Below are 26,519 nucleotides of genomic sequence, written 5' to 3'. Positions count from 1 at the left end.
GCTTGCCCGCGAAAGGCCTCAGCGCTGGCTCAGCTCGGCGGCCGAGGCCTTGGGAGCCTTCCAGCCCAGCAACTGTTGCTTGAAGCCATAACTGGCGCTCTGGTAGTAGCTGATGCCGCGCTGAATCAAGGGGTCGCTGTCCTGTACCCGGGATTCCTGGCTGGCCCCCAGCGCCTGGTCGTGCCGGCGCAAGCCCTGGCGAGGGCTGAGAATCGCCAGGTCCTGGCCATCGAACAGCCCCAGGTGCTGATAGTTGCCCACCAGCACCCGCGGCGGCAGCGGGTTGTCCTGCAACAGGTTGCGGCCGAAGAAGGTCGACTCGTAATCCAGGTTCAGCAAGCCCAGGAGGGTCGGCGCCAGGTCGATCTGACTGGCCAGCTGGGCAGTTTCTCGTGCCGGGATCAGCTTGGGCGCATAGATGAACAGTGGAATCTGGTAGTTGCTGATGGGCAGGTCTTCCTTGCCCGCGCTGCCGGCCGTGTGGTCGGCGACAAACACGAAAATGGTGTTGTCGAACCAGGGCTTCTGGCGCGCGGCCTTGAGGAACTCGCCAATGGCGTAGTCGGTGTACTTCACCGCGCCGTCGCGACCATTACCGGACTTGATGTCGATTCGACCCTGGGGATAGGTGTAGGGGCGATGGTTGGACGTGGTCATCAACTGCAGCAGGAAAGGGCGCTGTTGGGCGTAGTCGGCGTCCGCCAGCTTCAGGGTCTGGGTATAGAGGTCCTCGTCGGCCATGCCCCAGGCATTCTTGAAGTGGATCTCGGATTCTTCGACGCTGCTCTGGTCCACCACCCGGTAGCCGTTGCCGCTGAAGAAGGCGTTCATGTTGTCGAAGTAACCGCGCCCGCCATAGACGAACACACTGTCATAGCCGACGGCGCGCAGTTGCTGGCCGAGGCTGGCAAAGCCGCTTTCACGGCCAATGCGCTTGACGATCGAGCGTCCCGGCGTTGGCGGGATCGCCAGGGTGATGGCTTCCAGGCCGCGGTCGGTACGGGTGCCGGTGGCATAGAAGTTGTTGAAGTACAGGCTCTGCTGGCGCAATGCATCCAGATTGGGGGTCAGGTTGCGATCATCGCCGTTGCTGCCCATGTACTTGGCGCTGAAGCTTTCTATGGTCACCAGGACGATATTCGGTGTGCGCGCAATGCCCGGGTTGTCGATGGCGCGACGGATGTCCAGCGGGTCCTTGCCGATGAAGCGGGCGTTGGGCTCATTCAGCTCGGCACGCATCTGACGGGCCACCACCTCGGCGGGCAGGCTGCGGTAGAACTGCTGGTAGTCCAGCTCGTTATTGCGAAAGGCGGCAAAGAACTGGTACGGGCCATTGCTCGCCAGTTCATTCTGATAGGCGTTGCCGCCCTGGCTGTGCGGGCTGTCCTGGCTGAGCAATTGCAGGCTGGCGCCGGTTACCAGCAACAGTCCCAAGGCACTGACCAGGCGGCTGCGCAGCGTCGGCAGCGGGGCATCCAGGGCCGCCTTGAGCGGTTTGCGCAGCACCAGGCTGAGAAGGATGGCCGCCAGGGCCAGCAGGCTCATCAGCAGAGCGATGGGGTAGGACTCGAGAATGTTGTTGAGCACCTCGTCCGAATACACCAGGTAGTCCACGGCGATGAAGTTGAAGCGCACACCGAACTCATCCCAGAACAGCCACTCGGCCACGGCAGTGAAGAGCATGGCGAACAGGCTCAGGCTGAACAGGCCCTGCAGCAGCCAGCGAAACCCGCGCCGATGCCACAGGGCCGGGGGGCAGAGCAGCAGGCCGAGGCCCAGGGGCAGGGCCGCGTAGGCCAGAAAGCCGAGGTCATAGAGCAGGCCGACGCCAAACACCGGCAGCCAGCCGCTGCCGGCTTCGTCGAGGTGGGTGATCAGCAGGAGGCTGCGGGTCAGCAGGAAAATCGCCAGCCAGGTGCTGGTCAGCAGCAGCACGAAGCGTGCTGGCGCGGTCTTGAGAAGATCCATCGGGGGGTGTTCCTTGTGGGCAAACGGCCGGCAGTCTGAGCTTGTCCCTGTAGTCAGGTTGTGAACCTCTGGTGAAAAACTTGTTAAGCCCGGGAAGGTGCGACAAGTACTCCCGGAACCCCCCGACAAGGCTGGCGGCGAGCCGGACTTGGCCTTAAGCTGCGCGAGCCAAGACGGCCGTAACTGTGTACGGAGAGAGTGCCGATGCGAATTCTACTGGTTGAAGACAACCGCGATATTCTCGCCAACCTGGCTGACTACCTGGGGCTCAAGGGCTATACCGTGGACTGTGCCCAGGATGGCCTGTCTGGGTTGCACCTGGCCGCCACCGAGCATTACGACCTGATCGTGCTCGATATCATGCTGCCAGGGATCGACGGCTATACCCTGTGCAAGCGCCTGCGCGAAGACGCCCGGCGTGACACCCCGGTGATCATGCTCACGGCTCGCGATCAGTTGGATGATCGGCTGCAGGGCTTTAAGTCCGGTGCCGATGACTACCTGCTCAAGCCTTTCGCCCTCTCGGAGCTGGCTGCACGGATCGAAGCGGTGATGCGCCGCACCCAGGGCGGGGGCCGGCGATCGCTGCAGGTCGGCGACTTGGCTTACGACCTTGATACCCTGGAGGTCACCCGCGAGGGGCGCCTGCTCAAGCTCAACCCGGTGGGCCTCAAGCTGCTGGCGGTATTGATGCAGAAAAGCCCCCATGTCCTGCGGCGGGAGATCCTCGAAGAAGCCCTGTGGGGCGATGACTGCCCGGACAGCGACAGCCTGCGCAGCCACGTCCACCAACTGCGCCAGGTGATCGACAAACCGTTCGCCAAGCCGTTGCTGCACACCGTGCATGGTGTCGGCTACCGCCTGGCCGAGGGCCGTGATGGAGTTTAAGCAGAGCCTTGCCCAGCGCATCATCATCGCCTTTGCCTTGATGAGCGCATTGGTGGCAGGTGCCTTCGCCATGGGCATTGTGGCGACCGTGCACCTGGTGGAGGAAAAACTCATTTCCGCCGGGTTGGGGGGCGATCTTCAGCGTCTGTTGCTGATGGACGACGTCAACGATTGGAATCACCGCCCCGAGCCGGATCAACTGTTCTATTTCAGTGGCGGACGCGGCGATTTCGAGCTGCCCAAGGACCTGCGTCACCTGGATCCGGGCTTCCACGAAGTGTTCCGCGAACAATTGTCCTACCACGCCATGGTCGAGGTCGTGGATGGCCGGCGCTATGTGTTGCTGCAGGACCAGAGCGATTTCGAGGAGCGCGAGCGCATCCTGTTTGCCGTGGTGCTGGTGGGGTTCGTCCTCAGCCTGGCCCTGGCGGTATTCCTCGGCTGGGTCCTGGCGCGACGTGTGATGGCGCCGGTGGTGCGCCTGGCGCGCCAGGTGCGTCACCGTGACCAGTTGTTGGGGTTGGCGCCGCCCCTGGCTCCGGATTATGCCGCCGATGAAGTGGGTGAGCTGGCCATTGCCTTCGATGCGACCTTGGGACGCCTGCGCCAGGCCTTGAGCCGCGAGCGGTTGTTCACCAGCGATGTCAGCCACGAGTTGCGCACGCCGTTGATGGTCCTGGCCACTTCCTGCGAACTGCTGCTGGAGAATCCCGGGCTGGACCCGCGCGGGCGAGCCCAGGTCGAGCGTATTGCCCGGGCCTGCGAAGAGATGCGCGAACTGGTGCAGACCTTCCTGATGCTGGCCAGAGCCCAGCGCGAAGACGCGAGCATGTCGCCACAACTGACCTTGACCCAGGTCGCCAACGATCTGTTGGGGGTGTGGAGCGGACCGATACAGGACAAGGGTATCCAGCTGATCTTTGAGCCCGGTCAACCCGGCGATACGCGTTATAACGCAACCTTCCTGCACGCGGTCATGGGCAACCTGTTGCGCAATGCCCTGCACTACACCGAGCAGGGGTTTATCCGGCTCAGCCTGACAACCGATGGTTTTGTGGTAGAGGACAGCGGCGTAGGGATTCCCGAAGAAAAGCGCGAGGCGATGTTCCAACCCTTTGTGCGCGGCGACGAAAAGCGTGGTGAAGGATTGGGGCTGGGCTTGTCCCTGGTCCAGCGGATCTGCGAGAACCAGGGCTGGAGTGTCAGCCTCAGCACCATGGCGCCCAATGGCTGTCGTTTTTACGTCCAGTTGCAACCGGCCAAGGCCTGATTATTCTTTCCGGGCCCTGTTCTTCGGGGCCTGCTGCTTGTCGATTTCTCTCCTGAAGTGGCCCCAGGCCACTGTCGGTGCCCTGTAAAACTCTGAAATATTTCCTCGTTGGACGGTACGAAGTTTTCACAAAGGGATGACCTGTCGCTGACACGCCGCTGCCTAAGGTGGCGCCATCAGATACAGGAGACTTTGATGATGGCGACCCCGATCAAGCTGGAATTTTCCGACAAGTACGATGCCCAGCACGCGCAGGAATACCTGCTCAAGCACCAGGATGGCCTGGCACGCCAGTTGTCCCACAAACGAGATGAACAGCTGGCCCGCACTGCGCTGAGCCTGGCGGGAGAACCAGGGCTGGTCCTGGACCTTCCATGCGGTGCCGGGCGCTTCTGGCCGCTGCTGGCGGAAAAAACCAATCGGGTGATCATTGGCGCCGACAATTCAGCAGCTATGCTGAGCACCGCCACGGTGGCGCAACCTTCCGACGTGGTGAAACGGGTACAACCTTTGCAAACGTCCGCGTTTGCCATTGATTTGCCGGATAACGCAGTGGACTGCATTTTTTCCATGCGCTTGTTGCACCACATCGGCAAGGCCGAACACCGGGTGGCCCTGTTACGGGAGTTCCAGCGGGTTACCCGGGACAGTGTGATCATCTCGTTGTGGGTCGATGGCAACTTCAAGGCCTGGAAACGCAAGCGCATGGAGCGCAAGCGATTGTCCGAGGTTGGGCAGGAGGGTTACCAGAATCGTTTCGTGTTACCGGCGGCTACGGTTGAAGAAGAATTCAGGCAAGCCGGTTTTCGTGTCCAGGAGCACCTGGACTTCTTTCCGCTCTACGCCATGTGGCGAGTGTACGTACTACGTAAGAGGTAAGAGGATGGCTGTTGAATGTGCTTCGGAAATGGACGCCGCGCCCACAGATTGCTTCGAATACTTCTGGAACAAACAGGGTGAATGGGTCGAGGAACCCAATCAGCGTCGAGGCGGGGAGAGCGGCGTACAACGCATTCTGAACAGCAAAGGGCAACTGCTCTATGCCAAGCGTCAGGTGGGGCATATTCACCGCAGTTGGCTGCATCCGTTTGGGCGACCGACAGTTCTGCGCGAGCATGCTGCGCTGCAGGGCCTGCGCCTGTTGGAGATCAAGGTCCCGGAACTGGTGTTCTGCGGTGCCCGGCGCGGCCCCGAGAATCAATGGCAGGCGCTGCTGGTCACGGCTGCGCTTGAGGGCTACACCGAGATCGACAACTGGTATGCCGCCGGTGGGCGCGAGCGCCACGGCGAGGCGTTTCACCAGAAAGTACTGCAGGCCTTGGCCGAGACGCTGGCACGCATGCACAGAGGTCGTTGGCAGCATGGCTGCCTGTACGCCAAGCATGTGTTCGTGCGGGTGGACGGCGAGGGTGAGCAGGCCCAGGTGAAGATTGCCTTGCTGGATTTCGAGAAGTGCCGGCAGCGTTTGAGCCGTCGCCGCGCAGCCGCCCATGACCTCAAGCAACTGCGTCGCCATTCGTCGTGGAATGACACGGACTGGCAAAAGCTCTACTACTTTTACAAAACGGCGTTTGGCAGCTCTATCAAAGGTTTATAGCTATGAAGCTAGAAATTGCACGAGGTTTATTCCTGGCAGGAGCCTTGGCAGTTGCTTCCTTGGCCCTGGTTGTCTGGGAGCAACCGCGAACGCAGGTTCTCAGCGCTGCTGAGGGCGAGCATTGCCCGCTGCCACGAGTGGCGAAAGTCTCGGCGGCGGCCAAGCCCGATCATGACCTGCTGTTGTTCATGTTCGGCCTGACCCAGGGGTTGAAACCTCAGAGTTGAATTGCATGCTTCACCATCCGAAGGCCTCGCACTGCGAGGCCTTTTGCTTGTCCGCAGTGCGGCTGTCCACTTTGCCCGGCAGGGTCACGATACCGGCAGGGTGAAGAGCCGCCGACTTCAGATCAGGTGCAGGTGGTTGTCCCAGAGGCCGGCGGGCAGGTCCAGAGGCTGGGCTGCAATCTGTGCCTGGCGGCAATCGTAGAAGCGGCAGCGACCTTGTCCCGAGGTCACCACAAAGCCGTCGGCCACGGCGCCGACCCCGGCACAGTCCGGCAGTGGCGCGTCGACTCGCACGGCGCCGCTGTCCAGGTCCCAGATGAAGAAGCGGTTGCCCCGTGGGGCGGTCAGGGCCACCAGCCGCAGGTCGCTGTGCACTGCGACGCTGGCGGTGTAGTGCCCCATGGCCTGCAACTGCTGCTCGGGTACCGGGAAGGCGGTGAAAGGTTGCCCCGGGCGCTTGATCGCCAAGAGCTCCGAGGATTCGTGGGCGGCGCCCATGAACTGCTGGCCGGTGACGATGGTGCCGTCGCTGGCGATGCCCATGTGGCGCACGCTGTTCATCTGCTGGGCCAGGGTTTCCTTGCTCAGCAGGGTGCCGTCGCGTTGCATCAGTACCAGGCTCGGTTCCATGGCATCGAGGTTCATCTCCACCCGGCTTTCTGCTTCGGTACGGATACCACCGTTGGCCACCACCAGGGTTTCACCGTCGGGCATCCATGACACCTGGTGGGGGCCGATGCCGTGGGTCGACAACTCGCCGCTGTGCACCAGGCGCTCGCCTTCAAAGCGATAGACACCCAGCAGGCCGCGGCCCGGGTCCCGGGTATCGTTCTCGGTGGCGTACAGCCATTCGCCGTCTTTGTGGATCACCGCATGCCCGTAGAAATGCCGGTCGGCTTGCGAGGTGACGGTCTGCAGCAGGGTGCCGTTGCGCAGGTCGATCAGGTAGCTCTCGGTGCCCGGGCGCCGGGCCACGAACAGGGCGATCGGCAACTGCGGGTGATTGATGATGTCATGGCAACGCTGGCCGACCTGGGTGGCAAACACCTGTTTACCGTCCAGCTGATAACCGACGGCGTAATGCTTGCCGTCACCATCGTCCCTGGCCGAAAGCAGCAAGGGCTGCTTGCCCTTTTGCCTGAACAGCGTCCAGCCGCCCAAGGTCACCGCGCTGAGCAGCAGGCTGCCCAGCGCCAAAGCCTGACGTCGCAGCATCATCAGTCACCGTCGTTGGCATTGAAGCCCAGTTGGATCCCCAGCGCCTTGGCCAGCTCGCCTTCGTGCAGGCGGTGGACCACGTTGAGGCTGTCGTACAGGTCGTTGAGTTGCTGGCGACCGGCATCGTCACCGAGCATTTCACTGAGCGAGCGCTGGGTGCTGGCAAAGAGTTTCAACGAGGCCGCGTAGGCCGCGTCGATCTTGTCGGCCAATGGTTTCTGGTCGGCTGGCAGCAGGCCGCGCAGGCCCTTGTTGTCGACCCCGGCCCATACGGTCTGGGCCGCGCTGAGGCTGGCTTCCAGGCCCTGCAGGGAGGACTGGCTGCGCCAGGCATCGGCCTGGAATGGCTGGGGAATGCCCTTGGTCTGGCGACCCATCGGGGTGCCGAGCTTTTTCTTCAGGGTATCCAGAGCGGTGACCTGGACCCGTAGCAGGTCGGCGATGGCCTCGTGGGAGTCGGCGTAGCGCTGGTTGGGGAACTTGCTCATCTGCGCCAGCATGCCGTCGGTGGTATTCCAGCCGGCGAGGATCTCTTCCGCCAGTTGCTTCTGGCGTTCGCCGATGGCGGTCAGCAGCGGGCAATAGCGGGCTTTCTGCGCGCTGTCGGCCATGTCGATCTTGCTGTCGAAGAGGATGTATTCGTAGGCCGACAGGCCCTGGACCACGACACTGGACTTGGCCAGCGCAGCGGCATCGATCTGCGGGTTGGCAGTGACCAGTTGCTCAACCTGACGGCCCACCAGGTTCTTCTTGTCCGGCCAGAACTGCACCTGCCAGGAGCGGTTGCCCTCGGCCAGCGGGCCGATCAGCAGCGGCTGCAGTTCAGCCCAGGCTTTTTGTGCATGGAGGAAGTCGGCGCGGGCAGTGTCCAGGCTCTCCTTGCCTTCACAGAAAGCCAGGGCGCTGACGGCCAGTTGGCGGTCGGCTTCGACCCAGCGGCTGTAGGTCGGCAGGATCACCTGCTTGGCGATGGCGGCCGAGGTCACGGCTTGTGGGTCCTGGGGTGAGCAGGCGCCCAGGGCGAGTGCGGCAAGGCTGGTGAATAGCAGTTTGGGGCGGAACATGTTCGGGCTCCCTTTATTGTGGAGAAGCGTGTGAGTCGAGGTTTAGAGAGAATTCAGGAATGCCAGCAGCGCAGCACGCTGCTCGGCATTGAAGGCCAGCACCTGCTGTTTCGCGCCTTCGGCTTCACCGCCGTGCCAGAGCACCGCTTCCATCAGGTTGCGGGCACGGCCGTCATGCAGGAACTGGGTATGGCCGCTGACCGTTTCGGTCAGGCCGATGCCCCACAGTGGCGCCGTGCGCCAGTCGCGGCCGCTGGCCTTGAATTCGCTGCGCTGGTCGGCCAGGCCTTCGCCCATGTCGTGCAGCAGCAGGTCGCTGTAGGGGCGGATCACTTGATTGGCCAGCTCGGGTTCGGCGGCGTTGGCCGCGGTGGTGAAGCTTGGGGTGTGGCAAGACTGGCAGCCGGCCTGGAAAAACAGGTTCTTGCCGGCCAGGACCTGGGGCGAATCGACGTCGCGGCGCGCAGGAACGGCCAGGTTACGGGTATAGAACAGCACCAGGCGCAGGATGTTGTCGCTGACCTCAGGCTCACCGTCCGGGCCATTGCCGTTGGGGGCCTGCTTGCAGGCGGTTTGTGCGTTGGTGCAGTCATCGAAGGGCCTCAGGCTGGTGGTCAGGCCCATATCACCAGAAAACGCGTGAACATTTTGTTGATTGAGGTTGGGTTGCCCGGCTTTCCAGCCAAAACGCCCGAGTACGGTCTTTTGCTGGGCGTCGTCCCAGACCCAATTGGGGCGTCCGGCAATGGGATTTGCGGCCCCGGCGGCGGGCTGGGCGTTGGCCAGGATCGCCTCTTCGGGGATGGCCTCCAGCAGGCCCAGGCCGATCATCGGCGGGGCTATTCGGGCCGAGAAGCGGGTGTCCGGGTGCATCGGGCCGTAGCCCAGGTCGGTGATCTGCAGTATGGGCTTGCGCAATTCCACCCGGGTGCCGTCCTTGAACTGCACCGGCACCGGCTGGTAGTCCACCCGTACCCGGCCTTCGGGAGCGACCCCGGGTACGGCCATGTCTTGCAACTGGCCGCCGTACACCGGCTCCGGTACCACGCCGACCTGTTCGATGAGCCGGGCGTAGTCCGGCGTATCGGGGATCGACAGGCGAACCAGCATCGACACTGCATTCAACGCATCTGGCGCGGGCGGATGGCCGCGACCGTCCTTGATATGGCAGTTCTGGCAGGCGTTGGTGTTGAACAGCGGGCCGAGGCCGTCACGGGCAGTGGTGGTGGACGGGGCGATCACCCAGGGATTGCGAAAGAAACTGTTGCCGACGCTGAAATCCAGGCGGCGAGTGGGCGCCAGGTTGGCCGAGGGCAGGGAAAAGGCATTGCGGTCGGTCTTGTTGACCGTGGTTGCGCCACCTGCGCGGGCTTCTCCAGGTTCGGCCTGGGTAAAGCGCGGAGCGTCATCGCAGGCACTCAGGCCCAGGGCCATGAACAGAGCGGACCAGCGCAGCGGCAACGAAGGCATCGGACATCCTGCAAGACGAGCAAAACAAGGGCGCAAAGTCTAACAGGGCGGCCTGGATTGAATAAGAGGAATTATCGTTTGGTTTGACCCAGGACAAGCTTGCCGCGGTGGCCATGATGCTCCCTGACAGTGCCGGTGGTGGTTTGTGGCGGCGGCGACAAGGGCTTTCGACGGGCCTTGAGTCACAGGTCCAATCGACCGTGGCGCGATGGCCGGGCCAGGCGCTCTGACAGCGGTAATTGGCTGGTATTTTCAAGCGCGAGGGCGTTTCCCGGCCCCGGGAAAGGAGTGCGCCGGCCATGAAAAAGGCGACCCTAAAGTCGCCTTTTCAAGTGCAGCGATGGGGATCAGAACTCGTGATCGGCGTTGTCCGGGTTCAGGTCGCTGATGCCCAGCTTGCCTGCGGCCTGTTCGATCGAACCGGTCTGCTTGACCAGGGCGGCGATGGCGTCGCGCACGATCTGGTTGCCCGATTCGTTGCCGGCGGCGATCAGCTGGTCGTAGTGCTCACCCTTGTTGGCGTGGTCGACCATGACCTGGATCTTGGCTTCGGTAGCGGCCAGATCGTCTTTCAGGGCGGCATCGGCGGCCGGGTCGGCCTTGGCCACCAGGGACGACAGGCTGGCGCCGGTCATCTTGCTGCCGTCGGTACGGGTGTATTCGCCCAGGTAGACGTTGCGAATGCCCTTGGCATCGTAGAAGTGCGAGTTGTGGGTGTTGTCGCTGAAGCAATCCTGCTCGTCTTCTGGGGAGTTGGCTTCCAGGGACACCTTCATCCGCTCGCCCGCCAGTTCGCCCAGGGACAGGCTGCCCATGCCGAACAGCATCTTGCGCAGGCCGGTTTCAGCCGGTTCGGCTTCCAGGGTGGCGCGATAGTTGTCGGCCACGTCGGGCTTCCAGTTGCCGACCATTTCTTCCAGGTCGTTGACCAGCAGTTGAGTCACCGCCTTCAGGTAGGCACGACGACGATCGTTGTGGCCGCCGGTGGCGCCGGCGCCTTCCAGGTAGTCGGACGCCGGACGGGCGCCGGCACCAGGACCGGTACCGTTGAGGTCCTGGCCCCAGAGCAGGAATTCGATGGCGTGGTAGCCCGTGGCGACGTTGGCCTCGGCACCGCCCAGCTCATTGAGGCTGGCGAGTTTTTCCGGGGTGATGTCTTTCACGTCGACCTTGTCTTCGCCGACCTGGATCTCGGTGTTGGCGATGATGTTGGCGGTGGCACCGGGGTTGCCCAGGGCATGCTCGTAGCTCTTGTCGACGTAGTCGATCAGGCCTTCGTCCAGGGGCCAGGAGTTCACCTGGCCTTCCCAGTCGTCGATGATGGTGTTGCCGAAGCGGAACACTTCGCTCTGCAGGTAAGGCACACGAGCGGCGACCCAGGCGGCCTTGGCGGCCTTTAGGGTGTCGTCGTTGGGCTTGGCGAGGAAGGCATCGATGGCGGTTTGCAGGGTTTTCGCGGTGGATTCGGAGTCGCTGTAAACGGCGAATACCATGTCGGCGTAATGCGCGACTACGGCCTTGGCCGCGGCTTCGTCGACCTTGCCGGCAGCGTCAGTGGCTGGGGTGGCAGTGCTGGCAGCCGGGGTCGGCGCTTGAGCGGCAGCCTTGTCGTCTTTGCCTTCGCCACAGCCGGCGAGGGAAATAGCGATGGCCAACAGACTGGCGGTAGCCAGAGGCATACGAATCATGGCGAACATCCTGCTTCGAGAGGGGAGTGGACGGCGCGGGGGCGCGCAAAAACTGCGACATAATGCGAAAGATTTGCATTATGTGTAAAGGGTTGTGCTTGTAAATATTTCTTATTCAACAGGGGGCTGCGCTGGGTCAAGGCGATCAGCGCAAGGCCACTGTCAGAGGATCGCTGCATTGCTGCGCTGCGCCTGTTTCAAGTAGGCGCTCAGCTCCCGTGCAGGCAGGGGTTTGCTGTAGTGGTAGCCCTGACCTTCATGGCAGCCTTCGGCGATGATGTAGGCCTCCTGCTCGACGGTTTCCACGCCCTCGGCGATCACCTGCATGCCCAGGCTTTTACCCAGTTGGATAATGGCCCGCACGATGGTTGCATCGTCATCGTCGTCGAGCAGGTCCTGGACGAAGCTCTTGTCGATCTTGATCTTGTCCAGGGGCAGGCTTTTCAGGTAGCTCAGGGACGAATAGCCGGTGCCGAAGTCGTCGATGGCGATCAGCGCACCGGAGCGACGCAGGCTCAGCAGGTGCTGGGCAGCGGTGCTGATGTCTTCCATCAGGCCGGTCTCGGTGACCTCCAGCTCCAGGCTGCGCGGTGGCAGGCGGTAGATCTGCAGCAGGTTGTTGACCACCCGCGGCAGTTCGGCGTGGTGCAACTGCACGGTGGACAGGTTGACGGCCATGCGCAGGTCGCTGAAGCCCATGTCGTGCCATTCGCGCAATTGACGGCAGGCCTGGTCCAGCACCCATTCGCCGATGGCGATGATGGTGCCGTTCTGCTCCGCCAGCGGTATGAACAGGTCCGGCGGCACCAGGCCGTGTTCCGGGTGCTGCCAGCGCAGCAGCGCCTCGACACCCACCACCCGGTGGTCGCGGTAGCTGATCTGTGGCTGGTAGACGAGGAAGAACTGTTCCCGGGCCAGGGCCTCGCGCAGGTCCTTTTCCAGTTCCCGGCGGCGGCGCATCTCACTGTCGACGCTGGCGATGTAGAACTGATAGCGATTGCGCGATCGGCTCTTGGCCAGGGTCATGGTCTGCTCGGCTTTCTGCAGGAGTTTTTCCGTGCTGTCGCCGTCTTCCGGGAACAGGGTGATGCCGATGGTGGCGCGCAGGCGGATTTCCTGGTGGTCGAGGGCGAAGGTGGCCTCCAGGTCATCGAGAATGCTCTGGGCCAGTTCCGCGGCCTCATAAGGCTGTTCGATATCGGCCTGGACCAGGGCGAACTGATCGCCTCCCAGGCGTGCCAGGGCACCGAGGCGGCCGCTGTGGCCACGCAGGCGGTCGGCCAGGGCCAGCAGCAACTGGTCGCCGGTCTGATAGCTGAATTGTTCGTTGATGCCCTTGAAATCATCCAGGCCGACACACAGCACCGCGACCCGGCGCTGCAGGCGCCCGGCGTCCACCAGGATCTTGTCCAGTTGCTGTTGCAGTTGCTGGCGGTTCGGCAGGCCGGTCAGAAAGTCGTACTGGGCCATGCGCAGCAGGCTGTTTTCTGCCTCATGACGCAGATGGGTGTTGCGCTCGATGGAGGCCAGCAACTGGTTGGCGGTATTGATCCAGATCCCCAGTTCGTTCTTCTCGTGGCCCTTGAGCAGGGGCAGCTGGTGCTCGCTGGGGCGGTCGGGGTTGATGGTGGTCAGGTGTTCGATGATCCGTGACAGCGGCTTGGTCAGCAGCCAGTGATAGACCAGGTACAGCACCAGGCCCATGGCCAGGGCGCGCAGGACTCCGGAAACGAAGATGATCACCGAACTGACGATGAATCCCTGGCCGTAGGTGGCGGTGTCGAGGGTGATGCTCAGGTCGCCGTAATACTCGCTGTAGGGGCCCCTCCCCACCAGTTGCGTGGTGAAGGTGCGTTCCTGGCCGAGGATCAGGTCGGTCAGCCAGCGGCTGGAGGATTTTTGCAGGTCGCGGGATTTCTCCGCGAGCATGGTTTCATTGGGATGGCCAATGGAGGCCATGCGCACCGCATCATCCTGGAACAGGCCTTCGATGACTTGCATGCCCATTTCCCGGTCCAGGCTGTAGACCGCCTGTGTCGATGGGTCGCGAAACATATCGAGAATGCGCTGGGCATCGTTAGCGACCGCCTGCCGAGTCTTGTAGGCATCGAAGACGATCTGGGCGCAGCTCAGAACCACGCCCACTATGAGTGCCGACAGCAGCACAACCCGGAGCAACTTCACCGACAAGCTGTTTTTGAGTTCCAGCTTCAAAGGGCTATTCCTTGTTCCGTGCGTGTAGCGTCAAGTTGCCATGAGTATTGGCAATCCCGTGATGGCCGTCAAAGTGACATTAATGCCGAGGACAGGACGTCTGCGGGCCAGGCCCGGGTGATCAGAATCAGGATTGCGTCAGCTGTGGATAGTGTGTCGGTAGCGACGCCTTGCAACTTGAGGGGCGGCGTTGTTTTTACCTGCAATGAATCTTAGCGCGTCAGGTGGGCGGGACAAGATCCCGGCTTTGCTTCAGGCAAAAAAAACCCGGCCAGGCCGGGTTTTTTGTGCTGCAAACGGGCTTAAGCGACGAAGTTCTTGCCTTCGAACTGCTCGGCCACGAATTTCCAGTTGACCAGGTTCCAGAACGCTTCGACGTACTTAGGACGAACGTTGCGGTAGTCGATGTAGTAGGCGTGTTCCCAGACGTCGCAGGTCAGCAGCGGAGTGTCGCCGCTGGTCAGCGGGTTGCCGGCGCCGATGGTGCTGGCCAGGGCCAGGGAGCCGTCAGCCTTTTTCACCAGCCAGCCCCAGCCGGAACCGAAGGTGCCAACCGAAGTCTTGGTGAATTCTTCTTTGAACTTGTCGAACGAACCGAAGGCTGCGTTGATGGCTTCAGCCAGTGCACCGGTAGGTTGGCCGCCGGCGTTTGGCGCCAGGCAGTTCCAGTAGAAGGTGTGGTTCCAGACCTGTGCCGCGTTGTTGAAGATGCCGCCCGACGAAGTCTTGACGATCTCTTCCAGAGTCTTGCCTTCGAACTCGGTGCCTGGCACCAGGTTGTTCAGGTTCACGACGTAGGTGTTGTGGTGCTTGTCGTGGTGGTATTCCAGGGTTTCCTTGGAAATGTGCGGCTGCAGAGCGTCGTGTGCATAGGGCAGCGGCGGCAATTCGAAAGCCATGATGATTCTCCTAATCAGGTCAGTTGCGGTGAGCGCAAGGCCAATCACGGGCGGCCAGACAAGCGCCGGGGAGTTTGTACTCTTTGCGGCGCAGGGTTCGGATCATAGCACCGGGGGTGCGGCATAACCACGCAACAACTGTGTGGGATAGAGGTTCCAGAGCCTTTTGGAATAAGTTACGCGGCGCTGATCAACTGCCAGGCGACGCTGAACATCATCACCGCCACCAGCAGGTCGAGGATCCGCCAGGTACTCGGGCGTGCCAGCCACGGAGCCAGCCACGCGGCCCCCAGGGCCAGGGTGAAGAACCACAGCAACGAAGCGCTGGCAGCCCCCACCACGTAGGCGCCGGGCTCGGTCTGCTGCGCCCCCAGCGAGCCGATCAGCAGCACGGTGTCCAGGTACACGTGAGGGTTGAGCAGGGTCACCGCCAGGGCGCTGAGCATCACCGCACGCAGGGAGCGCACGGCCTGTCCCTCGCCCTGCTGCAGGCTCTGTCTGGAGCAGGCCCGACGCAAGGCCTGGGCGCCGTACCAGATCAGGAACACGGCGCCTCCCCAGCGTGCCACCGCCAACAGCATCGGGCTCTGGGTCAGCACGGTGGCCAGGCCGAACACCCCGGCGGCCACCAGCAGCGCATCGCAGGTGACGCACAGCGCCGCCACCGGCAAATGATGTTCACGGCGCAGGCTCTGGGCCAGGACGAAGGCATTCTGAGTGCCGATCGCCATGATCAGGCCGGCGGCCACCAACAGGCCGTTTACATAGCTTTGCCACATGATCACTGCTCCTCGCCGGCGGCCAGTTGTTGCAGCACCTGCATGGCTCGCGCGGCATCCGCCTGGCCGACAAACAGGTGGTCGTGGTAGTAGCCGGCGATCACGTTGCAGCTGATCCCGGCCTGGCCCAGGGCCCCGGCAAAGGCCGCGGTCAGGCCCACGGCTTCCAGGGCCGAATGCACGTTGAGGGTGATCCAGGCGGCGACGTAGTCGTAGCTCAGCCCCAGGCGCTCGGCCTGTTCGCGCAGGATGATCACGGTCAGCCCCTCGCGCTCGTGAAAGCTGCCCAGCACATCGCAATCGCGCAGCAGACTGCGGTCGGTGATGGAGCAGAACACATACTCGCCGTCATTGAGCTGCGGGCTCATGCTGCGCAGCAGGGTTGCGAGGGAGGTTTCACCAGCCATGAAGAAAATCCTTGAACGAAGAGGCATGAACGAACGCTTGATGCTGGCTATTTTCAGGTTTCAGGCGGTATAAGAAAAACCAATAGTGCTGATCACTCATTAGGAAAACTGATGTTCGACTACAAGTTGCTCTCGGCGCTGGCCGCAGTGATCGAGCAGGCAGGATTCGAACGCGCGGCCCAGGTGCTGGGGTTGTCGCAATCGGCGATTTCCCAGCGCATCAAACTGCTGGAGGCCCGGGTCGGCCAACCGGTGCTGGTGCGGGTGACGCCGCCGGCGCCCACCGAAATCGGCCGGCGCCTGCTCAACCATGTGCAGCAGGTGCGCCTGCTGGAGCGGGACTTGCAAAGCCTGGTGCCGGCCCTGGATGAGGAGGGCTTGCCGGAGCGCCTGCGCATCGCCCTCAACGCCGACAGCCTGGCCACCTGGTGGGCCCAGGCCGTGGGCGACTTCTGCGCCGAGCATCAGCTGCTCCTGGACCTGGTAGTCGAGGACCAGACGGTAGGTCTCAAACGCATGCGTGCCGGGGAGGTGGCGGCCTGTGTCTGTGCCAGCGAGCGTCCCGTGGCCGGCGCTCGCAGCCTGCTGCTGGGGGCCATGCGCTACAGGGCCCTGGCCAGCCCAGCGTTCATTGCCCGGCATTTCCCCCAGGGCGTGCGTGCCGAGCAATTGGCCCGGACGCCGGCCCTGGTGTTCGGCCCCGATGATTTTCTGCAGCATCGCTACCTGGCGTCCCTGGGAGTTGATGGCGGGTTCGAGCATCATCTGTGCCCGTCCTCCGAAGGCTTCATCCGTCTGACCGAAGCCGGCCTGGGCTGGGGACTGGTGCCCGAACTGCAGGTTCGCGAGCAGTTGCAGCGGGGCTTGCTGGTGGAGCTTTTACCGGATAAACCCATCGATGTGCCGCTGTACTGGCATCATTGGCGCAATGGCGGACAATTGCTGGGCTTGTTGACCGAGCACCTGGCACGTTTATCTGCACAATGGCTGGTGCCCTGGGGGCAGCCGTAAGCGTCAAGCCACAAGCTGCAACTAGACAGCTTGCGCACTGATTTTTAACTTGCAGCTTGTAGCGCGTAGCTCGTCACTGCTTTCTTAGGAATATTCATGAAAATTCTGGTTACCGGCGCAAGCGGCTTCATCGGCGGGCGTTTCGCTCGTTTTGCCCTTGAGCAGGGCCTGGAGGTGCGGGTCAACGGACGTCGCGCCGAAGCCGTGGAGCATCTGGTACGCCGTGGCGCCGAATTTGTCCCGGGCGACTTGAGCGATGCCGGCCTGGTGCGCGAGCTCTGCCGCGACGTCGACAGCGTGGTGCATTGCGCCGGCGCCGTGGGCCTGTGGGGCCGCTATCAGGACTTCCACCAGGGCAATGTGCTGGTCACCGAGAATGTGGTCGAGGCCTGCCTCAAACAGCGGGTGCAGCGCCTGGTGCACCTGTCCTCGCCGTCGATCTACTTCGATGGCCGGGATCATTTTGGGTTGACCGAAGAACAAGTGCCCAAGCGTTTCAAGCACCCTTATGCCGCCACCAAGTACCTGGCCGAGCAGAAGGTCTTTGGTGCCCAGGAGTTCGGCCTTGAAGTGATTGCATTGCGCCCGCGCTTCGTCACCGGCGCCGGCGACATGAGCATCTTCCCACGGCTGTTGAGAATGCAGCGCAAGGGACGCCTGGCCATCGTCGGCAATGGCTTGAACAAGGTCGACTTCACCAGTGTGCACAACCTCAACGACGCCCTGTTTGCCAGCCTGCACGCCAGCGGCTCGGCCCTGGGCAAGGTCTACAACATCAGTAACGGTGCGCCGGTGCCGCTGTGGGATGTGGTCAATTACGTGATGCGCCAGATGCAGGTGCCGCAAGTCACCCGTTACCGCTCCTACGGCCTGGCCTACAGCGTGGCGGCGCTCAACGAAGGTTTCTGCAAGCTCTGGCCGGGACGTCCGGAACCGACCCTGTCGCGCCTGGGCATGCAGGTCATGCACAAGAATTTCACCCTCGACATCAGCCGTGCCCGGCATTACCTCGGCTATGAGCCCAAGGTCAGCCTGTGGACGGCCCTGGATGAATTCTGCAGTTGGTGGAAGGCCCAGGACATCCGCTGAAACCAAAGACTGAAGCGAGTTTGCCCGGTGCTCTGCATTGGCTGGGTGAATTAGCGGTTTATACTCGCCGCACTCAGCCATCACCGCGGTCCAGAAAGGTTGCCCCATGCGTAACGATGCAAACGATGACTTCGATGACGTTCCCAGTCTGCGCGCCGATCCCCTCGACGACGATGTCTTCCCCACCAGCAGCGCGGCGCGCGAACGCACCACGGTGCATTCGCGCAGCACACCGCAGGTCAAGGCCAAGGGCCCTAGCACCGGCCCGCTGTGGGCGCTGGTTGGCGCCTTGTTCTTTGCCTTCATCGGCCTTGCCTGGTGGAGCTTCCAGCAGATTTCGCTGATGGAGCAGCAGCTGGTGGCGACCCAGGAAAGCTTTGCCAGGATCAGCGAGGAAGCTGCCGGGCGCCTGCAGGACATCTCCGGCAAGGTGGTGGCCAGCCAGACCAATGTCACGACCGACAGCGAGGCATTGAAGCTGCAGATCAAACAGCTGGAAAGCCGCCTGCAGGACCAGAGCCGGCAGCAGCAGGGGGTGGCAGGGCAGGCCACGGACCTGGACAAGCGCCTGGAGCAGATGACTGCACAAGCCACCGAGCAACAGGCTGCCAACGCCCAACTGCAAGCTCAGGTGAAGGCCTTGAGCGGCGAGTTGGCAAGCCTGAAGTCGACCCAGGCCGAGGGCGGCAAGGTCGATGCCCAGCTCAAGAGCCTGAGCGCCGACCTCGCCGCGTTGAAAAAACAGGGCAACCCGGGCGCCGCCATCGAGCGCCTGGAACAGGACATGATCGTGCTCAAGAGCCAGCAGGACAATCGCCCCACTGGTGCGCAGAACGGTGCCAGCACCGCCGAGTTCGATGCGTTCCGCGGTCAGGTCACTCGCAACATCAACACGCTGCAAAGCCAGATCCAGAACCTGCAGCAGCAACTCAACGCCCGCCCTTGATGGGGCACGCCCTCCCGCCTGTTGTAAGGGAGGGCGCCCCGGCCAAAGCCCGCTGAATGTTCACCCATCTCCTGCAGCCGTCTACGCTCTTCAAACGCCAACAAGAACAAGGAGCGGGCGATGAAGCTGTTGCATAGGAACACCTGGCTGGGCTGGCTGCTGTTGCTCTGTATCGGCCCGTTGCATGGGGCAGTGCCGGCAGTGGACGATGGCGCGGCGGCCCGGGCACTGCTGGAAAAGGCCCTGCGCTATTACCACGATCAGGGCGACAAGGCGTTTGCCGCCTTCAGTCGCCAGGGCGAGTTTGTCGACCGCGACCGTTATGTGTTCGTGGTGGATACCCGGGGCGTGATGCTGGCCAGTGGCGGCCCGTCCTCGGCGCTGATCGGTCGCGATGTGTCCGAGGTCCTGGGGCCGGACCTGCGCAAGGCGTTCAAGGACGCCCTGAAGATTCCGGAAGGCAATGGCATACAGCAGGCCGAGTACCGCTGGCAGAACTGGGCCGACGGCAAGATCGAGCGCAAGCGTGTGTACTTCCAGCGCATCGGTGAACGCATCCTGGCGGTGGGGTACTACTTGCCCCGAGCGTCCGCCGAGCAGGCCAAGGCGCTGCTGGAACGGGCGGCCACGGCCCTGAGTACGGACCAGGCGGGTACGCTCAAGGCCATCAACGATTTGCAGGGCGGGTATCTCGAAGATGATCTGTACGTGTTCGTGGTGGATCTCGATAGCCGGCGCTACCTGGCCCACGGCACCAACCTGCGCTTGATCAATACCGACTTCAGCAAGATCAAGGATCCCGAAGGCAAACCGGTTGGTGAGCCGATACTGGAACTCATGGCCCAGCAAGACCAGGGGGAATACGAGTACCGCTGGAAGAACCCGGTAACCGGCAAGGTCGAAGACAAGCACGCTTATCTGCGCAAGGCAGGCAAGCTGCTGGTTGCAGTGGGTTACTACAGCCCCTGAGTACCGGGCCTGGGTCCAGGCCCCTCGTCATGGCCGCGGGCTGCAAGCTCGAGCACCCCCTATCGTCCGTGGAGGGAGGATAGGGGGCGGCGATCAGCGGGCCTTGTCTTCACGGCCACGCAGCAGGCGATTGGGCATGGCAATCGCCGCGGCCAATCCCAGCAGGGAAACCCCGGCGCTGACCAGCAGCAAGTGGCGGAAGGTCAGCAGCAGTTCGCCCCGCAAGGCGTCCCGAGCAGGGCCGGGAGCCGCGTTCAATCCTTCCAGCAGAGCGTTGGATTGTCCTTCGCCCATCAGCCCCGCGGCGCTCAAGTGCGCCAGGCTCGAGTCCTGCAGCAAGGCCAGCAACAGCGCCGACATCAGGGCCACGCCCACCGCGCCACCCAGGGCGCGAAACAGGTTGGTGGTGCTGGTGGCGACGCCGATGTCCCGTTGCTCCACCGAGTTCTGGGTACCCACCAGCGAGGTGGGGAACTGCATGCCACCGGCGATCCCGCAGAGCAGCATGAACAAGCCGCTGAGCCACTGCGCCTGAGGTGGGGCCAGGGCCATGCCGAGAATCGCCAGGGGCATCAGCAGCGCACCACCGAGGATCATCGGCTTGTAGCGTCCGGTCACCGAGGTCAGGCGTCCGGCACAGTAGGCGCCCATGGGCAAGCCCATGGCCAGCGGCAACAAATGCAGGGCGGCGCTGTCGGCACCGGCGCCAGTGATGCTCTGGAAGCGCAAGGGCATCAGCACGATCAGCGAGATGGCCTGGAAGCTGGTGAAGAAGATCGTGCACCAGCACAGCAGCGCATTGCGATTGGCGAACAGGTGCATCGGTAGCAGGGGTTCACGGGTCCGGCGTTCATGCCAGACGAACAGCGCCAGGACAATCACGGCGATGGCCAGCAGGTCGAGCACTTCGGCACTGCGCCAGGAATGCCCCTGGCCCACTTGGGTAATGCCCAGCAGCAGGGCGCTCAAGCCAACAATCAGCAGCAGGGTGCCGAGGTAGTCGATGATCGGCTTGCGCTGTGGCACGGGCAGGCCCACCAGGGTGCGGTGGGCCACCCACCAGGCGCCCAGGCCCAGGGGCAGGTTGATCAAAAATACCCAGCGCCAGGACAGGAACTCGGTCATGTAGCCGCCCAGCACCGGCCCGGCGACGCTGGCCACCGCATACATGCTGCTGAAGTAACCCTGGTAGCGGCCGCGCTCCCGGGGCGGGACGATGTCGCCGATGATCGCCTGGCTGACCGAGATCATGCCGCCGGCACCGATGCCCTGGACAATCCGTGCCAGCACCAGTTGCTCCATGTTCTGTGCCAGGCCGCAAAACAGGGAGGCCAGGGTGAACAGGCCCATGCCGAACAGCATCAGCCGGCGACGACCGTAGAGATCGCCCAGCTTGCCGTAGATCGGGACAGCCACGGTCATCGCCACCATGTAGCCGGAGATGACCCAGGCCAACAGGCTGACATCCTTGAACTGGGCGGAAATGGCCGGCATGGAGACGGCGACGATGGTCTGGTCCAGGGCGCCGAGAAAGATCGCCAGCATCAGGGCGATCAGCACGCTGCGGATGGCCGGTTTGGGCGGGGCAGGCTGTTGGAGGTGAGTCACGGAAAAACCTGTGGGCAGTGATTGACCGGCCGGGGCAAGGCCGGCGGGAATGGGCTCCAGTGTACTGGATAGGGACCTATCAGATAGCTAAACAAGCAAGTCCATGGGGACTTTTTATGAGGGCCCCAAGGTCTCGTGGGCGGCAAGGTGAAACAGATTGTGACATCGGCTATTGATTAGTAATGGGACGCATTCTGTATAGTGGTTGCCTGTGCCGGCGCTCTGAAAACCAGCCGAACGAGTGCTGATTCATGTTGCCGGTGCTTGAATTGTTTCTGCAGGAACCCGTCAACTGAGGGATGAAGCGCTGCGGTTGCCCGGTCATTCAGCCACAGCCACCCCTATTGCCCGCCACTTTGAGACCTGGACTGTCGCGATGAACAAGCCCGCCCTCGCTGCCATCCCCGTGTTCAAGCTTTATGGTGAAAGCCTGGAGTGGCCCACCCCGGATTTGCTCCATTGTGAGCCCATCAGCCAGCGCAGCCGCGAGCACCACTGGGAAATCAAGCCCCATCGACACGCCGACCTGTGCCAATTGCTGTTTATCCGTCGTGGGCAAGCCGAGCTCGAGGTCGAAGGCCGGCGAACGCTGCTGGGCGAGCCGGCGGTCCAGGTGCTGCCGGCGCTATCGGTCCATGGCTTTCGTTTTTCCGAAGACATCGAAGGGTATGTGGTGACCCTGGCGGCTCCCCTGGTCAGCCACCTGCAAGCTCAACTGGGGCATTCGGAACGGATGCTGGCGAAGTCCGCAAGCTATCCGGCACGGAGCGATGAGGAGCACCTGAACAGTTTGTTCGAGGCCTTGCAGAACGAATACCAGGGACAGCAGCCGGCCCGGGAAATGCTCATGCATGCGCTGGTCAGCATGATCGTGGTCTGGCTCGGTCGCCAGGCGTTGCAACGCAGCAGCGCCAGCCAGCGGCCCCAGCGTGCCCGGGAATACTTCAACGGTTTCATGCAGTTGGTCGAGGCCCACTATCGCGAGCATGTGAAGGTGGAGGATCTGGCCCATAAGCTGGGCATTTCCGTGTCACACCTCAATGGCACTTGCCGTGAGCTGGCGGGGCAGCCGGCACTGCAGATCATCCACGACCGCCAGTTGCTGGAAGCCAAGCGGCTGCTGACCTACACCGGGATGACCATCTACGAGATTTCCGGTGACCTGGGGTTTTCCGACCCCACCAACTTCACCCGGCTGTTTCGGCGCCGGGAAGGTGTGTCGCCCAAGGTATTCCGGGACCGGCTCAAAGCCGATCAGACCGGGGATCGCGGGGCTTCGTCCTTCACCTGAGGGCATTCAGACTGGCATTGTGGGGAATGCAGCGCTCCAGGTTGCAACTGGCGTAGTTGCGCGGTTGCATGCGGGCCTGCTCGACGCGGTAGGCCGCGGTCCCGTAAAGCGCGAGGGTCACGGTGCAGGTCATGAAAATGGCTAGGTACCTTCTTGTCTTGACGTTCATGGCAATGACCTCTGAACAATACCCCCTTGGTTTCAATGGGTACTGTCTTCAGCATAGGTCAGTTACCGGGGCTTGCCAGGTTGTGACCCAAGCTGTTTGACAGGGTATTCAGCAGTTGGATCGAGGCCTGAGCAACGGCGTTGCACGCTCTATAGACCGCGGTCCCAGTCGGGCGCCTGGGGAAACCTGAGGACCAGGAAATCCAGCATGCTGCGCAAGGTGGCGGGCATGTGCTTGCGCGAGGCATAGACGGCGTACATGTTCATTTTCCGTGGCTCGGCGTTGGCCAGCAGGCGTACCAGCTCTCCGCGCTTGATGTATTCCCCGGCCTGATAGCTGGGCAGCATGGCGATGCCGGCCCCGGCCATGGTGGTACGCAACAAGGTGCTGGCTTCGTTGGCACTGATGTTGCCCTGCACCGGAACCGCCACCTGTTCGCCATCCTGTTCGAAATGCCACAAGCTCTTGCCGAAGTAGGAGTGGGTCAGGCAGTTGTGCCGGCTCAGCTCTTCCACCCGCTGGGGCGCCGGGTGCTCCAGCAGGTACGCCGGTGAAGCGCAGATCACCGAGCGGCAGACGGTCAGGCGCCGGGCGATCAGGTTCGGGTCCAGATCGTTGCTGGTGCGGATCGCCAGGTCGATGCGCTCGTCCACCAGGTTCACCGTGCGGTCGAGCATTTGCAGGTCGATGCTGACCCCCGGATAGCGCTTGACGTAGTCGGCCATGGCATCGGCCAGTTGCGACTGGCCGAACGAGGTACTGACGCTGATGCGCAGCAGTCCGCGGGGCGCGTCATCCGGTTCGCCGACGGCGGCTTGCATGTCGTTGGACAGCTCCAGCATCTGCCGGCAGCGCGGCAGGAGCTCGCCACCGGCGGCGGTCAGGCTGAGCTTGCGGGTGGTGCGGTGCATCAGGCGCGCGCCGACCCAATCTTCCAGCTCCGCCAGATACCGGGACACCACCGGCCGTGACAGGTCCAGGTGGTCAGCGGCGGCCGATTGGCTGCCCAGGTCGACGACAGTGACGAAGACCTGCATTGCTTGGAGACGATCCATGATTTGCCCGCTTTCAGAAACAAACTATGTTCAAGCATCGCATTTTTTGTAACGAGTCTGGCAACTAAGCTTTGTCCATTCCCAACCAAGCCAACAGATGCTGGAGCTGCCTTCATGATCGGACTTACTTCACTCAAACGCCTGCTGCTGGCCACTGCCACCCTGGGTTTTGCCGCCCATGCCGCGGCCGCCGAGCCCAGCCTCAAGCTGGACGTCTACAACCCGGGCGCCAACGCCATCTTCCCGGTGACCTCGGTACTGGTCAGCGGCAAGCAGGACGCGATCCTGGTGGATGCCCAGTTCGGCAAGTCCCAGGCCCAGCAATTGGTGGACAAGATCCGCGCCAGCGGCAAGCGCCTGACCACCATCTACATCAGCCACGGTGACCCGGACTACTACTTCGGCCTCGACACCCTGACCACCGCGTTCCCCGACGCCAAGGTCGTGGCCTCGCAGCCGACAATCGATCACATCAAGTCCACCGTGGACGGCAAGCTGGCCTTCTGGGGCCCGAAAATGGGCGCCGACGTACCGGCCAAGACCATCGTTCCCAGCGCACTCAAGGGCCACAGCCTGACCTTGGAAGGGCAGAAGCTCGAGGTCATCGGCCTGGATGGCAAGCAGCCGGACCGCAGCTTCGTCTGGATCCCGTCGATCAAGGCGGTGGTCGGCGGTGTGGTCGTGGCGGAGAACATCCACGTGTGGATGGCCGATACCCAGACCCCACAGTCCCACCAGGACTGGTTGAGCACCCTGAAGACCATCGAGGGCCTGAAACCCAAGACCGTGATCCCGGGGCATTTCCTCGGCGACAGCGTCCGTACCCTGGCCCCGGTGCACTTCACCGCGGACTACATCAAGGCCTTCGACGAGGAAACCGCCAAGGCCAAGGATTCTGCCGAACTGATCGCGGCCATGAAGAAGCGTTACCCGGACCTGGGCGAAGACAGCTCCCTGGAGCTGAGCGCCAAGGTCGCCAAGGGCGAAATGAAGTGGTGAAACCGGTTTGACCCGCTCCCGTACCGGGAGCGGGCGTCTCTGTACTCTCTTAGCCAACTGGAGAATTGTCATGAGCAAGATCGCAATCATTGGTGCCACCGGCCGGGCCGGTAGCCAATTGCTCGAAGAAGCCCTGCGTCGCGGCCACAGCGTGACTGCCATCGCCCGCAACACGGCGAAGATCGGTTCCCGTGCCGGCGTGGTCAGCCGCGAGGTGGATGTGGCCGACAGTGCCGCGCTGCAAGCCGCGGTGGCCGGTCACGATGTGGTGATCAGCGCCGCGCACTTTTCCACCATCCCTGCCAGCGCCATCATCGATCCGGTGAAAAAGGCCGGGGTCAAACGCCTGCTGGTGGTGGGCGGTGCCGGTTCGCTGCTGTTGCCCGGTGGCACCAAGGTCATCGACAGCCCCGGTTTTCCCGAGGAATACAAGGCCGAAGCCAGCGCCGGTGGCGTCTACCTGGACACCCTGCGCAAGGAGCAGGATCTGGACTGGACCTTCCTCTCGCCCTCGGCGGAGTTCGTCGAGGGTGAGCGCACCGGGCACTTCCGCCTGGGCCAGGACGACTTGCTGGTCAGCGCAGAAGGGCGCAGCTGGATCACCTTCGCCGACTACGCCATTGCCTTGATCGATGAAGTGGAAAAACCGGCCCACATTCGCCAGCGTTTCACCGTCGGTTACTGATAGACCCTCGGGCCGCGGTATTGCCGACTCATCGGCGTACCGCGCAGCCTTCGCTCAGCGCTCAGCGCTCCTGCGCCTGCTCCACCAGCCAGTCCAGCAATTGCTGCAATTGCACCGAGGGCCCCGCTTGCTCCGGGTACACCAGGTAATACGCCTGCCCCGTCGGGACCTTCAATTCAAAGGGCATGACCAGCCGCCCGGCACTCAGGTCGTCGCCAATCAACGCCCAATCACCAATCGCCACCCCGGTCCCCTGGGAGGCCACGGACATCGCCAGGTCCAGGGTCTCGAAGTGCTGGCCCTTGCCCAGGGTATTGAGCGGCGTGCCTGCGGCCTTGAGCCAGGTCTGCCAGTCGCGCTGGTCATGGGAGGGGTGCAACAGCAGGTGTTGTTGCAGGTCCGCCGGGACCTTGAGAGGGATCGACCCCTCAAGCAGCGGCCGCGAGCAGACCGGCGTCAGTTGCTCGTTGAACAGGTAGCGCGAGCCCAGGGTCGGGGGGGGCGGGGCACCGTACATGACTGCGGCGTCGAAGGGCTCGCGGCTGAAGTCCACGCCATGCTGAATGGTCGTGGTCAGTTGCACCGGGACGTCCGGGCGCTCCTTCTGCCACCGCAGCAGCCGGGGCAATAGCCAGCGCATCACACAGGTCGGGGCCTTGAGGCGCAGGTTGCGATTCTGGCCGCCGATCTCGTCCACGGCGCCATTGATCAGCTCGAATACCTGCTGCATCCGGGGCAGCCATTGCAGCCCTTCGGCGGTGAGGCTCAGGCCCCGGGCCTGACGCTGGAACAGCGGGTAGCCCAGGTGACTTTCCAGCCCGGCAATCTGCCGGCTCACCGCGCCTTGGGTGATGTGCAGCTGTTCGGCGGCCCGGGTGAAATTGCAGCACTGGGCGGTGATCAGGAACGTGTGCAGCGCGGGCAGGGGAGGCAAGCGTTTCATGGGGAGCCAAGGCATGACGTGAGGACATGGCTAGTATGACTTTTTATCCATTGTTCCGGCTACAG

At 62.9% G+C, this 26,519-nt stretch carries 25 protein-coding genes; 12 read left to right on the top strand and 13 right to left on the bottom strand.

Going from position 1 to position 26,519, the window contains the following annotated elements:
* Nucleotides 1-18: 18 nt before the first annotated feature.
* Complete coding sequence (locus tag ACZ5BO_RS27705) at nucleotides 19-1,968, bottom strand: LTA synthase family protein (protein ID WP_464697073.1); 1,950 nt, start codon at nucleotides 1,966-1,968, stop codon at nucleotides 19-21.
* A gap of 204 nt (nucleotides 1,969-2,172) precedes the next feature.
* Here ACZ5BO_RS27705 and colR point away from each other — a divergent pair, with 204 nt between their 5' ends.
* The 5 genes from colR (at nucleotide 2,173) to ACZ5BO_RS27680 (ending at nucleotide 5,950) form a co-directional block, all read left to right on the top strand.
* Nucleotides 2,173-2,856, top strand: coding sequence for a two-component system response regulator ColR (colR, locus tag ACZ5BO_RS27700; RefSeq protein WP_025129667.1), 684 nt, complete (start codon nucleotides 2,173-2,175; stop codon nucleotides 2,854-2,856).
* Nucleotides 2,846-4,126: a sensor histidine kinase gene (locus ACZ5BO_RS27695; RefSeq protein ID WP_025129668.1), complete on the top strand. Its 1,281-nt coding sequence runs from the start codon at nucleotides 2,846-2,848 to the stop codon at nucleotides 4,124-4,126. The genes colR and ACZ5BO_RS27695 overlap by 11 nt, the downstream gene beginning before the upstream one ends.
* 198 nt (nucleotides 4,127-4,324) lie before the next feature.
* On the top strand, nucleotides 4,325-5,005 hold the full coding sequence (locus ACZ5BO_RS27690; RefSeq protein ID WP_464701391.1) for a class I SAM-dependent methyltransferase: 681 nt from the start codon (nucleotides 4,325-4,327) through the stop codon (nucleotides 5,003-5,005).
* 4 nt (nucleotides 5,006-5,009) lie between these two features.
* Entirely contained in the window at nucleotides 5,010-5,723 is a 714-nt protein-coding gene (locus tag ACZ5BO_RS27685; RefSeq protein WP_025129670.1) for a lipopolysaccharide kinase InaA family protein, read from the top strand.
* A gap of 2 nt (nucleotides 5,724-5,725) precedes the next feature.
* The gene (locus ACZ5BO_RS27680; RefSeq protein ID WP_025129671.1) at nucleotides 5,726-5,950 is read left to right on the top strand and encodes a hypothetical protein; all 225 of its coding nucleotides are present in this window, start codon (nucleotides 5,726-5,728) and stop codon (nucleotides 5,948-5,950) included.
* Nucleotides 5,951-6,067: 117 nt separating this feature from the next.
* Here the strand turns inward: ACZ5BO_RS27680 and ACZ5BO_RS27675 are convergent, their stop codons facing one another.
* From ACZ5BO_RS27675 to ACZ5BO_RS27640, 8 genes are all read right to left on the bottom strand, one after another.
* Nucleotides 6,068-7,165: a DUF1513 domain-containing protein gene (locus ACZ5BO_RS27675; RefSeq protein WP_025129672.1), complete on the bottom strand. Its 1,098-nt coding sequence runs from the start codon at nucleotides 7,163-7,165 to the stop codon at nucleotides 6,068-6,070.
* Between the two features lie 2 nt (nucleotides 7,166-7,167).
* Nucleotides 7,168-8,232 carry an imelysin family protein gene (locus tag ACZ5BO_RS27670; protein WP_464697072.1) on the bottom strand — a complete coding sequence of 355 codons (1,065 nt, stop codon included), beginning with the start codon at nucleotides 8,230-8,232 and terminating at the stop codon, nucleotides 7,168-7,170.
* Between the two features lie 42 nt (nucleotides 8,233-8,274).
* On the bottom strand, nucleotides 8,275-9,702 hold the full coding sequence (locus tag ACZ5BO_RS27665; protein ID WP_464697071.1) for a di-heme oxidoreductase family protein: 1,428 nt from the start codon (nucleotides 9,700-9,702) through the stop codon (nucleotides 8,275-8,277).
* Between the two features lie 347 nt (nucleotides 9,703-10,049).
* Nucleotides 10,050-11,390 (bottom strand): imelysin family protein, encoded by a 1,341-nt coding sequence (locus ACZ5BO_RS27660; RefSeq protein ID WP_464697070.1) that lies wholly within the window; start codon nucleotides 11,388-11,390, stop codon nucleotides 10,050-10,052.
* A gap of 162 nt (nucleotides 11,391-11,552) precedes the next feature.
* Complete coding sequence (locus ACZ5BO_RS27655; protein WP_025129676.1) at nucleotides 11,553-13,604, bottom strand: putative bifunctional diguanylate cyclase/phosphodiesterase; 2,052 nt, start codon at nucleotides 13,602-13,604, stop codon at nucleotides 11,553-11,555.
* 302 nt (nucleotides 13,605-13,906) lie between these two features.
* Nucleotides 13,907-14,503 carry a superoxide dismutase gene (locus ACZ5BO_RS27650; protein ID WP_011063080.1) on the bottom strand — a complete coding sequence of 199 codons (597 nt, stop codon included), beginning with the start codon at nucleotides 14,501-14,503 and terminating at the stop codon, nucleotides 13,907-13,909.
* A gap of 176 nt (nucleotides 14,504-14,679) precedes the next feature.
* Nucleotides 14,680-15,282: a LysE/ArgO family amino acid transporter gene (locus ACZ5BO_RS27645; protein ID WP_464697069.1), complete on the bottom strand. Its 603-nt coding sequence runs from the start codon at nucleotides 15,280-15,282 to the stop codon at nucleotides 14,680-14,682.
* A 2-nt stretch (nucleotides 15,283-15,284) separates the two neighbouring features.
* On the bottom strand, nucleotides 15,285-15,689 hold the full coding sequence (locus ACZ5BO_RS27640) for an ACT domain-containing protein (RefSeq protein WP_025129678.1): 405 nt from the start codon (nucleotides 15,687-15,689) through the stop codon (nucleotides 15,285-15,287).
* Between the two features lie 111 nt (nucleotides 15,690-15,800).
* Between ACZ5BO_RS27640 and ACZ5BO_RS27635 the strand changes: the two genes are divergently transcribed.
* The 4 genes from ACZ5BO_RS27635 to ACZ5BO_RS27620 all read left to right on the top strand — a co-directional run bounded on the left by ACZ5BO_RS27635 (nucleotide 15,801) and on the right by ACZ5BO_RS27620 (nucleotide 19,704).
* Nucleotides 15,801-16,700 carry a LysR family transcriptional regulator ArgP gene (locus ACZ5BO_RS27635; protein ID WP_025129679.1) on the top strand — a complete coding sequence of 300 codons (900 nt, stop codon included), beginning with the start codon at nucleotides 15,801-15,803 and terminating at the stop codon, nucleotides 16,698-16,700.
* Between the two features lie 96 nt (nucleotides 16,701-16,796).
* Nucleotides 16,797-17,789, top strand: a complete 993-nt coding sequence (locus ACZ5BO_RS27630) for an NAD-dependent epimerase/dehydratase family protein (RefSeq protein WP_464697068.1) — start codon at nucleotides 16,797-16,799, stop codon at nucleotides 17,787-17,789.
* A gap of 106 nt (nucleotides 17,790-17,895) precedes the next feature.
* Nucleotides 17,896-18,735 carry an ATPase gene (locus ACZ5BO_RS27625; RefSeq protein ID WP_464697067.1) on the top strand — a complete coding sequence of 280 codons (840 nt, stop codon included), beginning with the start codon at nucleotides 17,896-17,898 and terminating at the stop codon, nucleotides 18,733-18,735.
* A gap of 120 nt (nucleotides 18,736-18,855) precedes the next feature.
* Nucleotides 18,856-19,704 (top strand): cache domain-containing protein, encoded by an 849-nt coding sequence (locus ACZ5BO_RS27620; protein WP_025129682.1) that lies wholly within the window; start codon nucleotides 18,856-18,858, stop codon nucleotides 19,702-19,704.
* 93 nt (nucleotides 19,705-19,797) lie between these two features.
* Here the strand turns inward: ACZ5BO_RS27620 and ACZ5BO_RS27615 are convergent, their stop codons facing one another.
* A complete protein-coding gene (locus ACZ5BO_RS27615) occupies nucleotides 19,798-21,312 on the bottom strand; it encodes an MDR family MFS transporter (protein WP_025129683.1) in 1,515 nt (504 codons plus the stop codon).
* A gap of 376 nt (nucleotides 21,313-21,688) precedes the next feature.
* Between ACZ5BO_RS27615 and ACZ5BO_RS27610 the strand changes: the two genes are divergently transcribed.
* Complete coding sequence (locus tag ACZ5BO_RS27610; protein WP_025129684.1) at nucleotides 21,689-22,603, top strand: helix-turn-helix domain-containing protein; 915 nt, start codon at nucleotides 21,689-21,691, stop codon at nucleotides 22,601-22,603.
* On the opposite strand, the gene ACZ5BO_RS27605 is transcribed toward ACZ5BO_RS27610, so the two are convergent.
* Both ACZ5BO_RS27605 and ACZ5BO_RS27600 read right to left on the bottom strand, forming a co-directional pair.
* On the bottom strand, nucleotides 22,596-22,724 hold the full coding sequence (locus ACZ5BO_RS27605; RefSeq protein WP_464701432.1) for a hypothetical protein: 129 nt from the start codon (nucleotides 22,722-22,724) through the stop codon (nucleotides 22,596-22,598). The genes ACZ5BO_RS27610 and ACZ5BO_RS27605 overlap by 8 nt on opposite strands.
* Before the next feature lie 197 nt (nucleotides 22,725-22,921).
* A complete protein-coding gene (locus tag ACZ5BO_RS27600) occupies nucleotides 22,922-23,827 on the bottom strand; it encodes a LysR family transcriptional regulator (protein WP_025129685.1) in 906 nt (301 codons plus the stop codon).
* A gap of 114 nt (nucleotides 23,828-23,941) precedes the next feature.
* Here ACZ5BO_RS27600 and ACZ5BO_RS27595 point away from each other — a divergent pair, with 114 nt between their 5' ends.
* On the top strand, nucleotides 23,942-24,826 hold the full coding sequence (locus tag ACZ5BO_RS27595; RefSeq protein ID WP_025129686.1) for an MBL fold metallo-hydrolase: 885 nt from the start codon (nucleotides 23,942-23,944) through the stop codon (nucleotides 24,824-24,826).
* A 70-nt stretch (nucleotides 24,827-24,896) separates the two neighbouring features.
* Nucleotides 24,897-25,511 carry an NAD(P)-dependent oxidoreductase gene (locus tag ACZ5BO_RS27590; RefSeq protein ID WP_464697065.1) on the top strand — a complete coding sequence of 205 codons (615 nt, stop codon included), beginning with the start codon at nucleotides 24,897-24,899 and terminating at the stop codon, nucleotides 25,509-25,511.
* A gap of 61 nt (nucleotides 25,512-25,572) precedes the next feature.
* Here the strand turns inward: ACZ5BO_RS27590 and ACZ5BO_RS27585 are convergent, their stop codons facing one another.
* Nucleotides 25,573-26,454, bottom strand: coding sequence for a LysR substrate-binding domain-containing protein (locus tag ACZ5BO_RS27585; RefSeq protein WP_464697064.1), 882 nt, complete (start codon nucleotides 26,452-26,454; stop codon nucleotides 25,573-25,575).
* Nucleotides 26,455-26,519: the final 65 nt, after the last annotated feature.

It is taken from the genome of Pseudomonas sp. FFPRI_1 (assembly GCF_055384485.1).
The sequence above is the reverse complement of the archived record's forward strand: the minus strand, read 5'-3'. Positions and strand labels throughout refer to the sequence as shown.

Coding starts and splice junctions, on each gene's coding strand:
- ACZ5BO_RS27705 (WP_464697073.1), bottom strand. CDS start 1,968: ATGGATCTTCTCAAGACCGCGCCAGCACGCTTCGTGCTGCTGCTGACC.
- colR (WP_025129667.1), top strand. CDS start 2,173: ATGCGAATTCTACTGGTTGAAGACAACCGCGATATTCTCGCCAACCTG.
- ACZ5BO_RS27695 (WP_025129668.1), top strand. CDS start 2,846: ATGGAGTTTAAGCAGAGCCTTGCCCAGCGCATCATCATCGCCTTTGCC.
- ACZ5BO_RS27690 (WP_464701391.1), top strand. CDS start 4,325: ATGGCGACCCCGATCAAGCTGGAATTTTCCGACAAGTACGATGCCCAG.
- ACZ5BO_RS27685 (WP_025129670.1), top strand. CDS start 5,010: ATGGCTGTTGAATGTGCTTCGGAAATGGACGCCGCGCCCACAGATTGC.
- ACZ5BO_RS27680 (WP_025129671.1), top strand. CDS start 5,726: ATGAAGCTAGAAATTGCACGAGGTTTATTCCTGGCAGGAGCCTTGGCA.
- ACZ5BO_RS27675 (WP_025129672.1), bottom strand. CDS start 7,165: ATGCTGCGACGTCAGGCTTTGGCGCTGGGCAGCCTGCTGCTCAGCGCG.
- ACZ5BO_RS27670 (WP_464697072.1), bottom strand. CDS start 8,232: ATGTTCCGCCCCAAACTGCTATTCACCAGCCTTGCCGCACTCGCCCTG.
- ACZ5BO_RS27665 (WP_464697071.1), bottom strand. CDS start 9,702: ATGCCTTCGTTGCCGCTGCGCTGGTCCGCTCTGTTCATGGCCCTGGGC.
- ACZ5BO_RS27660 (WP_464697070.1), bottom strand. CDS start 11,390: ATGATTCGTATGCCTCTGGCTACCGCCAGTCTGTTGGCCATCGCTATT.
- ACZ5BO_RS27650 (WP_011063080.1), bottom strand. CDS start 14,503: ATGGCTTTCGAATTGCCGCCGCTGCCCTATGCACACGACGCTCTGCAG.
- ACZ5BO_RS27645 (WP_464697069.1), bottom strand. CDS start 15,282: ATGTGGCAAAGCTATGTAAACGGCCTGTTGGTGGCCGCCGGCCTGATC.
- ACZ5BO_RS27640 (WP_025129678.1), bottom strand. CDS start 15,689: ATGGCTGGTGAAACCTCCCTCGCAACCCTGCTGCGCAGCATGAGCCCG.
- ACZ5BO_RS27635 (WP_025129679.1), top strand. CDS start 15,801: ATGTTCGACTACAAGTTGCTCTCGGCGCTGGCCGCAGTGATCGAGCAG.
- ACZ5BO_RS27630 (WP_464697068.1), top strand. CDS start 16,797: ATGAAAATTCTGGTTACCGGCGCAAGCGGCTTCATCGGCGGGCGTTTC.
- ACZ5BO_RS27625 (WP_464697067.1), top strand. CDS start 17,896: ATGCGTAACGATGCAAACGATGACTTCGATGACGTTCCCAGTCTGCGC.
- ACZ5BO_RS27620 (WP_025129682.1), top strand. CDS start 18,856: ATGAAGCTGTTGCATAGGAACACCTGGCTGGGCTGGCTGCTGTTGCTC.
- ACZ5BO_RS27610 (WP_025129684.1), top strand. CDS start 21,689: ATGAACAAGCCCGCCCTCGCTGCCATCCCCGTGTTCAAGCTTTATGGT.
- ACZ5BO_RS27600 (WP_025129685.1), bottom strand. CDS start 23,827: ATGGATCGTCTCCAAGCAATGCAGGTCTTCGTCACTGTCGTCGACCTG.
- ACZ5BO_RS27595 (WP_025129686.1), top strand. CDS start 23,942: ATGATCGGACTTACTTCACTCAAACGCCTGCTGCTGGCCACTGCCACC.
- ACZ5BO_RS27590 (WP_464697065.1), top strand. CDS start 24,897: ATGAGCAAGATCGCAATCATTGGTGCCACCGGCCGGGCCGGTAGCCAA.
- ACZ5BO_RS27585 (WP_464697064.1), bottom strand. CDS start 26,454: ATGAAACGCTTGCCTCCCCTGCCCGCGCTGCACACGTTCCTGATCACC.